We start from the raw sequence: 9,016 nt of genomic DNA, 5'->3' as shown, positions 1-9,016 counted from the left end.
ACTCTAAGGAATTGACCTAATTATCTAAGTTTCATGTCCACACTATAGGGTCCATTATACTGTAATCTTCTTGATTTTCTTTGAGTTTTTGAGAATACAACCAATTTATTTCCATCATCTTCTTGATTTATTTTCATTTTTCCGGTATACAATCAATCCATTTCTGGAAACTTCTTGATTTATTTTCATTTTTTGGAATTATAATCAACCTATTTAATTAGACTGTCTTGATTTGTTTTAGCTTGTAATAATTTGCAATCAATTTACTCTTTGCAAAAATGATTTGATAAAAGATTTTTTGATTTGGTGGATTCAGTGTATCATATATATTCTGAAAAGAACAGTAAAATTTTCATTTTAATCATAATTTAATATTTCTAATCTATAACTAGATAAAATAAGAGAGCGTGTGAAAAAACGAAAGTTTTTTTCACACGCCCTCTTATTATTTATTTCTTGCTATACGCAATATGCTTATTTTGCATTCTTCTGAGCGATTGCAGCCTGAGCAGCAGCCAGACGAGCGATCGGTACACGGAATGGTGAGCAAGATACATAATCAAGACCAATGCTGTTGCAGAATTCTACAGAGCTTGGATCTCCACCATGTTCTCCACAGATACCAACGTGAAGTTTCGGATTAACCGGTTTTCCGAGTTCGATAGCCATCTTCATAAGTTTACCAACACCTGTCTGGTCAAGTTTAGCAAATGGATCGTTCTCGAAGATCTTAGCGTCATAGTAAGCGTCAAGGAACTTACCAGCATCATCACGTGAGAATCCGTATGTCATCTGTGTAAGGTCGTTTGTACCGAAACAGAAGAAGTCAGCTTCTTTTGCGATGTCATCAGCTGTAAGAGCAGCTCTAGGAATTTCGATCATTGTACCAACTTCGTACTCAAGGTCGCTTCCTGCAGCAGCGATTTCAGCGTCAGCTGTTTCTACTACAAACTTCTTAACATATTTAAGCTCTTTGATATCGCCAACCAGCGGGATCATGATTTCCGGTTTAACATTCCAATCCGGATGAGCTTTCTTAACATTGATAGCAGCACGGATAACTGCGCTTGTCTGCATCTTAGCGATTTCCGGATAAGTTACAGCAAGACGGCATCCACGATGTCCCATCATTGGGTTGAATTCGTGCAGAGAGCTGATGATTGCTTTGATCTGGTCAACAGATTTGCCCTGTGCATCAGCAAGTTTCTTGATATCTTCTTCTTCTGTTGGAACGAATTCATGAAGCGGTGGATCAAGGAAACGGATAGTAACCGGATTTCCTTCCAGTGCTTCATAAAGTTTTTCAAAGTCTCCCTGCTGTTCCGGAAGGATCTTAGCAAGTGCAGCTTCTCTTTCTTCTACTGTTTCAGAGCAGATCATTTCACGGAATGCATCAATTCTGTTGCCTTCGAAGAACATATGCTCTGTACGGCAAAGTCCGATACCTTCAGCACCAAGTTCGCGGGCTTTCTTAGCATCAGCTGGTGTATCAGCATTTGTACGAACTTTCATAGTTCTGTACTTGTCAGCCCATCCCATGATTCTTCCGAATTCACCTGCGATTGTAGCGTCTACAGTCGGGATGATTCCGTCATAAATGTTACCTGTAGATCCATCAAGAGAGATTGCATCTCCTTCATGGTATTCTTTTCCACCAAGTGTGAATTTCTTGTTTTCTTCATCCATGTTGATGTCACCACAACCAGATACACAGCATGTTCCCATACCACGTGCAACAACGGCTGCGTGTGATGTCATACCACCACGAACTGTCAGGATACCCTGAGCAGACTTCATACCTGTGATATCTTCCGGTGATGTTTCAAGACGTACAAGAACAACTTTTTCTCCTCTTGCAGCCCATTCTACAGCATCATCAGCTGTGAAGACGATCTTACCACAAGCAGCTCCTGGAGATGCTCCAAGTGCTTTAGCCATCGGTACAGCAGCTTTCAGTGCAGCTGCATCGAACTGTGGATGAAGCAGTGTATCAAGGTTACGAGGATCGATCATAGCAACTGCTTCTTCTTCGGTTCTCATTCCTTCATCAACGAGATCGCAAGCAATCTTAAGAGCAGCCTGAGCTGTTCTCTTACCATTACGTGTCTGAAGCATGTACAGTTTACCATGTTCTACAGTAAACTCCATATCCTGCATATCTCTGTAATGTGTTTCCAGAGTCTTGCATACTTCTTTGAACTGTTTGAATGCTTCTGGGAATTTCTGTTCCATTTCTGAAATGTGCATTGGTGTACGAACACCTGCAACTACGTCTTCTCCCTGAGCATTTGTAAGGAATTCTCCGAACAGTCCGTTATTTCCTGTAGCTGGGTCACGTGTAAATGCAACACCTGTACCACAGTCATCACCCATGTTACCAAATGCCATCATCTGTACGTTAACAGCAGTTCCCCATGAATACGGGATATCGTTGTCACGACGGTATACATTTGCTCTCGGGTTGTCCCATGAACGGAATACGGCTTTGATAGCTCCCATTAACTGTTCCTTTGGATCTGTCGGGAATTCAGCACCGATTTTTTCTTTATATTCTGCCTTGAACTGGTTAGCTAATTCGTGAAGATCTTCTGCTGTAAGTTCAACGTCCTGTTTAACGCCTCTTTCAGTTTTCATCTTGTCGATCAGTTCTTCGAAGTATTTTTTACCTACTTCCATAACTACGTCTGAGTACATCTGAATAAATCTTCTGTAGCAGTCCCAAGCCCAACGTGGGTTGCCTGATTTTTCAGCAAGTACATTGACAACGTCTTCGTTAAGACCAAGGTTCAGGATTGTATCCATCATACCAGGCATAGATGCTCTTGCACCAGAACGAACGGAAACAAGAAGTGGATTCTCTTTATCACCGAATTTCTTTCCTGTGATTCCTTCCATCTTTGTAATAGCTTCCATGATCTGAGCCATGATTTCTTCATTGATCTGTCTTCCGTCCTCATAATACTGAGTACAAGCTTCTGTTGTGATTGTGAAGCCCTGTGGCACTGGAAGACCTAAGTTTGTCATTTCAGCAAGGTTAGCGCCTTTTCCACCAAGCAGGTTTCTCATATCGGCATTACCTTCTGTAAACATGTAAACCCATTTTGTTGCCATTTTACAATTCCTCCTCGTTATTGGTAATTGATATATATAAAACTTGAAAATCACAGTCAGACTGGTAACTGTCTGCTCTTTTCATATCTTATATCGCCCTTAAAAAACGGATTTTACCGCACTAATATTGTAAATGTTTTAACTGTGATAGTCAACCCTTATGCACTTTTTTTCGTACAAAAAAAGTGAATTTATCGAAGAGTTCAATTTCTTCAAGTGATTTCTTCTATAAAAAAAATCTCCATAATTAAATTTCTTTTATATACTATAAATTTTGTTATTATCAGAAAAAACTCAGGCAAAACCGGACTGTATCCATTGTTTTACCTGAGTTCTTTTCATCTCTTACATATTCAGAAGGAATGCTCTGTATCCCTTTACTGCTTCATACACATCAGCTTTGCTGCTGACTTCATAAGGTGCATGCATGGAAAGTACAGCAACACCGCTGTCGATCACTTCCATACCATAATTTGCCATAATATATGCGATGGTTCCGCCGCCGCCTACATCGACTTTACCAAGTTCTGCGAACTGGTAAGTAACGCCTGCATCGTCCATCACCTTGCGCAGTCTTGCAAGATATTCTGCATTTGCATCATTGGATCCGCTCTTTCCGCGGCTTCCTGTAAACTTGTTGAATGCAAGTCCCTTTGTAAAGAAAGCGGCACTTCTCTTTTCAAATGCTTCTGCAAACATCGGATCATAAGCAGCACTTACGTCAGAAGAAAGCATTCTTGAATTAGCAAGTGCACGGCGTACCTTCAGTTCAGATTCACCTTCTGTAAGTGCAACAAGCTCTGCAACTGTATTTTCAAAGAAACGAGAATGCATTCCTGTTGCTCCGACGCTTCCGATCTCTTCTTTATCTACTAACAGACAGCATCCTGTACGCTTTGCATTTTCCACATCCAGCATAGCGAACAGAGAAGTAAATGCGCAGACTCTGTCATCCTGTCCATAAGAAAGGATCATGCTGCGGTCAAATCCACAGTCTCTTGCCTTTCCGGCCGGAACAATTTCCAGCTCAGCCGATGCAAAATCCTCTTCTTCGATTCCATAGTTCTCTTTTAAAATATGAAGTACGTTAGCCTTGATCGTTTCTTTTTCTTCTTCATCAAGTCCCTCCGCTTTATCAAGCGGACTGTTTCCAATCAGAAGATCCAGCTTTTCTCCTTCAATCACTTCACTTGCTTTCTTTGACATCTGGTTTGCTGCAAGATGAACAAGAAGGTCTGTAATAACAAATACCGGATCAGACTCTTTTTCCCCAATGCTGATCTCTTCTACGCTTCCATCTTTTTTCGCAACAACACCATGAAGTGCCATCGGTCCTGTTACCCACTGGTATTTTTTGATTCCACCATAGTAATGTGTATCCAGATAAGCCATTCCTTCACTTTCATATAATGGATTCTGTTTCACATCAATACGTGGTGAATCGATATGAGCTCCAAGGATATTCATACCGTTTGAAAGCGGTTCTTCGCCCATACGGAACATGGCAAGCATTTTTTCCATGCATACCGCATATACTTTATCTCCTGCTTTCAGGCTCTTTCCTTCTTTCAGAACATCTTTGATATCCTGATATCCTGCTTCTTTCGCCATCTCAACCGCAAGCTTTACGCATTCACGCTCTGTCTTTCCGGCATCCAGGCAAGCTTTGTACTTTTCATTGATTTCATGAAGTTCTTTTTTGGCAGCTTCATCATAAGAGCTCCAGAGATTCTTTTTTTCTTCCATTTCTATACCTCTCTTCAATTCAGTTGGGATTCCCCACAATATTTTTAGTATAATCCTCTCCCGATAAGAAGTCAATTATTACCCTTTAACTTTACAAGCATTTCCGTCATCGTTTCCTTCAAAACCGGATGCCGTTTATGCGGTGCGATCTCACACATTGGTCCAAGCACAAATTCCCTGTTCTGCATATCGATATGTGGTATACATAAATCATCCTCTTCAATGATCTGATCCCCATAGAAAATGATGTCCAGATCCAGTGTTCTCGGTCCCCATCTGCGGATCCGCTTTCTTCCGGCTTCCTGCTCAATTCGGTGTAACAGCTCCAGAAGCTCATGCGGGGTAAGCAGTGTTTCCATTTTCAGAGCCCCGTTCAGGAATTCATCCTGATCCGTCACGCCATATGGCTCGGTTCCGATCAGTTTCGATACCTTTAGGACTCTACAAAGTTTTTCATTTTTCAGCTCTTCTACCGCATTCTCAATGTATTTTTTCTTGTCACCCATATTCGATCCGAGTGCGATAAACGCTTCATTCCAGCAACGTTCAATCTTCACGGAAACCGTCTCAAGCGGCAGTCCTACCGGTGCCCATGGTTTCTTTACTTCCACCATGACTTTCCGGATCTTCTCATCAAATAATAAGATCTCTTCTGCAAGCTGCTCTGCTACTGCTTCGATCAGCCTGTAATTCTTCTCTTCCATCTTTTCTTTTATCAGATGGGAAATGGTTCCGTAATTCACAGACGCTTCCAAGTCATCTGTTTTTCCCGCCTTGCGTGTATCCACATATAAAATGCAGGAAACCAGAAACTTCTGTCCCAGTCTGTTTTCTTCCGGATACACCCCATGATTTGCAAATATTTCCAGGTTTTCAATTTTTATCTGATCCATCTTTTTCTCCTGCTTACTCTCTTGCCAAAATCACTTCTGTCATCTTGATCGCTCTGCGGTTTTTCTCAGCATCATGAACGCGCACAAATCCATAATGACTCTGTACTGCCATCACGGTTGTGACAAGAGTTCCTTCTTCTCTTTCTGATACCGGCAGATCCAGTGTCAGACCGATCATGGATTTTCTGGAAGTTCCAAGAAGCATCGGATATCCAAGTCCGTTAAAAAGATCCAGATGCTTCATCACATCCAGGTTCATCTCGTAGGTCTTTCCAAATCCAACCCCCGGATCCAGCATGATCCGGTCATCTTCAATCCCAGCCGCTTTCGCTGTATCTACACACTTCTGCAATTCTGCATACATATCCTTCAGGAAATTCTTGTACACCGCCTCATTTTTATTATGCATCAGACAGCATGCCGCATCATATTTTTTCACAAGACCTGCCATCTTTTCATCGTACTGGAATCCCCAGATATCATTTACCAGATCTGCCCCTGCCTGAAGTGCTGCCTCTGCCACATCACTCTTATAAGTATCAATCGAAACCGGCACATCAAAATTCTTTTTGACAGCCTCGATAACCGGCGCAGTTCTTGTAATTTCTTCTTCTGACGTAATCTGCTGGTGTCCTGGTCTTGTGGACTCTCCTCCGATATCCAGGATATCGGTTCCGCCTTCTAAAAGCTCTTCTGCATGACGCATTGCCGCATCATAACCGTTCCACTTTCCCCCGTCCGAAAAAGAATCCGGTGTTACATTCAGGATTCCCATAATATAAGTATGTTTTGCTGTGTCAAATTCTTTATTCCCAATTTTCATTTTGTTTCCTCGTTTTCTACCAGATGATTTTCTGATTCTTCTTTTCTCCACTCCAGTTACAGTCCTTCTCAGCCGGACACGTATAACACGCACGGGAAATCTTATCTGCATCATAAAGGATTTCTGCAAGCTGCCACTTATCCTGCCCTGCATTTTCTGTCTCTTCTGCATTGCCCCGGTGACTTAAAATTGCAAAAAGAATCCTGTCCGACTCCTCCTTTGTAAATCCAGTCTCTTCCAGAATCCTTTTTGCAATTTCAGCACTCGCTATCTCATGGGGAACTCCCGTCTTATACTGCTGCCATTTCCCAATATCATGAAGTAATGCCGTCGCATAAATCTCTTCTTTTCCAAAGGCATATCCACGCTCCATCGAAAAAATATACATCAGACGTGCCACGTCCAGAAAATGGTTCATATCATGATGGCAGAATATTCTTTCCTTTTCTGCATCTTTATTCTTTACCAGTCCTTCTATAAAAAGAGGATGCTCATATATTTTCCAGATTCTCTGCATCCTCCTCTGCTCTTCCAGTTTTCGTTTTATTTTCATCGCATTAACCTATCATACGGAAAAACATGTTCTGCAGCTTTTCATTTTCTTCAAATGCACCTCTTGTAACAACACTGACCGTCTTGCTTCCCGGCTTCTTGATTCCACGCATGGTCATACACATATGCTCTGCCTCAGCAAGTACCATTACTCCCTTTGGATGAAGATTTTCCATCAGGGCATCCGCGATCTGTGCTGTCATCTGCTCCTGCAGCTGAAGTCTTCTGGCAAACACTTCCACAGTCCGTGCAAGCTTGCTAAGTCCCACTACCTTTCCATCCGGAATATAGGCAATATGAACCTTTCCGTAAAATGGCAGCATATGATGTTCACACATGGAATAAAACGTAATATCTTTTTCCACAACCATCTCATTGTTTTCTGCTGTAAATGTCTTTTTCAGGTGTTCCGCTACATCCTCATTCATTCCGCCACAGATTTCTTCATACATTCTTGCAATCCGGTCCGGTGTCTCAGCCAGTCCTTCCCTATCCGGATCTTCACCGATTCCTTCCAGTAAAAGACGGATTGCCTGTTCTACTTTTTTATGATCTACCATAATGTTCTCTCTTCCTTTTTTCTTTCAAACACGTTTGTTTCCCGTTCAAGTCTTATCACTTCTCCCAGATAAGATAAGGAACCAAACACCAGAACAACATCTTCTTTCCCACATTCTGCTTTTGCTTTTTCAAGCGCATCTGCAATGTTCTCTGCCGGTTCTGACTGTACGTTCTTGGCCTTTAATACTTCACATAATCTCTCTTTTCCCAGATTTCTCTCCCCATTTGGAAGATCGATCGTATACACCTTTGAAAGATACGGAGCCATGATCTCTACGATTTGTTCATATTCTTTATCTTTAAAAACTCCCATCACACCGACAATCTTTCTGTCTGTCAGATAGGTTCTCACATTTTCCGCAAGTCTTCTTGCGGCATCTCTGTTATGCGCTCCGTCAACGATCACGGTCGGTTCTTTTTCGAGTACCTGAAACCGTCCAGGCCATGTCACTCCCGCAAATCCCTTTCTTACAGCTTCTTCCGGAATCGGAACACCGCTCCTTCTTAACGCATCCACAGCTTCCAATACTGTCACTGCATTGTCAATCTGATATCTGCCAGCCAGGCGAAGACGGATGTCTTTATATTCTCCATAAGAAAAAATCTGTCCATCCATCGTTTCTTCAGAAATCACAGCCTTTTCCGGATGCGACACCACAAGCCGGCATCCACACTCTCCGGCCTTTTTCTGAAGGATATCGGTCACAGACATCTGCTGTGGCGACGTGACAACTGCCAGACATGATGGTTTTATAATTCCGGCTTTATTTTCTGCTATCTCTTCTAATGTGTTTCCCAACACTCCGATATGATCCATACTGATCGATGCAAAAATACTCAAAACAGTTGTATCTATTACATTTGTCGCATCAAGAAGCCCACCCATTCCGGCTTCCAGAACGACATAATCACACTGTTTTTCTCTGAAATAGAGAAATGCGATCGCTGTTTCTATCTCGAAAACAGTTACGGTGAGATCCGTTTTTTCTTCTACTTTTTCTGCTGCCTCTTTCACCTGAGATACAAAAGGGGCGAGCTCGTCCTCCGCCATCCATTGGCCATCAACCTGAAATCGTTCCATATATCCCATCACGGTCGGAGAACAGTATTTTCCGGTCCGGTATCCAGCCTGCTGCAGGATACCGGAGAGTCCGGCGAGAATCGATCCTTTTCCATTAGTCCCGGCTATATGTATAAATTTCAAATCTTTCTGCGGATTTCCAAGCTCACCCAATAAGCTCTTTATACTATCTAAGCCAAGTACACTTCCGTATTTCGATACATGATCCAAATATACCCTTGCTTCTTCGTATAACATGATTTAATTTTC

Annotated in this window: 7 protein-coding genes; all 7 read right to left on the bottom strand. The window is 42.1% G+C overall.

What is annotated here, in order from left to right; all coding sequences use genetic code 11:
- Nucleotides 1-474: 474 nt before the first annotated feature.
- The 7 genes from ppdK to PGW42_RS09350 all read right to left on the bottom strand — a co-directional run bounded on the left by ppdK (nucleotide 475) and on the right by PGW42_RS09350 (nucleotide 9,004).
- The gene (ppdK, locus tag PGW42_RS09380; RefSeq protein WP_117822757.1) at nucleotides 475-3,111 is read right to left on the bottom strand and encodes a pyruvate, phosphate dikinase; all 2,637 of its coding nucleotides are present in this window, start codon (nucleotides 3,109-3,111) and stop codon (nucleotides 475-477) included.
- A 345-nt stretch (nucleotides 3,112-3,456) separates the two neighbouring features.
- Nucleotides 3,457-4,857, bottom strand: a complete 1,401-nt coding sequence (locus tag PGW42_RS09375; RefSeq protein WP_022220665.1) for an aminopeptidase — start codon at nucleotides 4,855-4,857, stop codon at nucleotides 3,457-3,459.
- 71 nt (nucleotides 4,858-4,928) lie between these two features.
- Complete coding sequence (gene folK, locus PGW42_RS09370) at nucleotides 4,929-5,750, bottom strand: 2-amino-4-hydroxy-6-hydroxymethyldihydropteridine diphosphokinase (RefSeq protein ID WP_008372039.1); 822 nt, start codon at nucleotides 5,748-5,750, stop codon at nucleotides 4,929-4,931.
- Nucleotides 5,751-5,763: 13 nt separating this feature from the next.
- Nucleotides 5,764-6,573 (bottom strand): dihydropteroate synthase, encoded by an 810-nt coding sequence (gene folP / locus PGW42_RS09365; protein WP_173699319.1) that lies wholly within the window; start codon nucleotides 6,571-6,573, stop codon nucleotides 5,764-5,766.
- Between the two features lie 16 nt (nucleotides 6,574-6,589).
- Nucleotides 6,590-7,126 carry an HD domain-containing protein gene (locus PGW42_RS09360; RefSeq protein WP_270203285.1) on the bottom strand — a complete coding sequence of 179 codons (537 nt, stop codon included), beginning with the start codon at nucleotides 7,124-7,126 and terminating at the stop codon, nucleotides 6,590-6,592.
- 4 nt (nucleotides 7,127-7,130) lie between these two features.
- On the bottom strand, nucleotides 7,131-7,685 hold the full coding sequence (gene folE / locus PGW42_RS09355; RefSeq protein ID WP_270203284.1) for a GTP cyclohydrolase I FolE: 555 nt from the start codon (nucleotides 7,683-7,685) through the stop codon (nucleotides 7,131-7,133).
- A complete protein-coding gene (locus PGW42_RS09350; RefSeq protein ID WP_270203283.1) occupies nucleotides 7,679-9,004 on the bottom strand; it encodes a bifunctional folylpolyglutamate synthase/dihydrofolate synthase in 1,326 nt (441 codons plus the stop codon). Before PGW42_RS09350 ends, folE begins: the two co-directional genes overlap by 7 nt.
- Nucleotides 9,005-9,016 lie beyond the last annotated feature (12 nt).

This window comes from Coprococcus sp. TM115-187 (assembly GCF_027679115.1).
In the GTDB taxonomy this organism is placed as follows: Bacteria; Bacillota; Clostridia; order Lachnospirales; family Lachnospiraceae; genus Allocoprococcus; species Allocoprococcus comes.
Note: the sequence above shows the minus strand (reverse complement) of the source record. Positions and strands in the feature narration are given on the sequence as shown.

Bases quoted from the DNA above. Each gene is read 5' to 3' on its own strand.
- ppdK (WP_117822757.1), bottom strand. From the start codon at position 3,111: ATGGCAACAAAATGGGTTTACATGTTTACAGAAGGTAATGCCGATATG.
- PGW42_RS09375 (WP_022220665.1), bottom strand. From the start codon at position 4,857: ATGGAAGAAAAAAAGAATCTCTGGAGCTCTTATGATGAAGCTGCCAAA.
- folK (WP_008372039.1), bottom strand. From the start codon at position 5,750: ATGGATCAGATAAAAATTGAAAACCTGGAAATATTTGCAAATCATGGG.
- folP (WP_173699319.1), bottom strand. From the start codon at position 6,573: ATGAAAATTGGGAATAAAGAATTTGACACAGCAAAACATACTTATATT.
- PGW42_RS09360 (WP_270203285.1), bottom strand. From the start codon at position 7,126: ATGAAAATAAAACGAAAACTGGAAGAGCAGAGGAGGATGCAGAGAATC.
- folE (WP_270203284.1), bottom strand. From the start codon at position 7,685: ATGGTAGATCATAAAAAAGTAGAACAGGCAATCCGTCTTTTACTGGAA.
- PGW42_RS09350 (WP_270203283.1), bottom strand. From the start codon at position 9,004: ATGTTATACGAAGAAGCAAGGGTATATTTGGATCATGTATCGAAATAC.